1 pseudogene is annotated in these 262 nt (G+C 59.2%); it reads right to left on the bottom strand.

The annotated features are described in order from the left end of the window. Window positions 1–211: pseudogene (locus tag GJQ66_RS13005) on the bottom strand (hypothetical protein); the annotation flags it as partial. Window positions 212–262: the final 51 nt, after the last annotated feature.

The raw sequence follows: 262 nt of genomic DNA, 5'->3' as shown, positions 1-262 counted from the left end.
CCGCGCAATCAAAGCTCCATGAAAAATCGCGCACATGGCCAATCTTCTCGTCCCCCGCCATTCCAAAGCCGCAAATCATGCGTCCCGCCGTTTCCGCAGCACAGCGCGCGGCCCGTTTCGCCTGATCTGGCCCGAAATGACGAACCGCCGTAATCACGCCCCGCATCGTGATCCCAAAATCCCGCTCGGCGGCATTCGCGGCTTCGGTCATTGCAGAAAGATACTCACGCCAAGCACCAATATCCCCACCGCCGCAAAAATC

It is taken from the genome of Microbacterium sp. ZXX196, from assembly GCF_009709595.1.
Classification (GTDB): Bacteria; Actinomycetota; Actinomycetes; order Actinomycetales; family Microbacteriaceae; genus Microbacterium; species Microbacterium excoecariae.
Note: the sequence above shows the minus strand (reverse complement) of the source record. Positions and strands in the feature narration are given on the sequence as shown.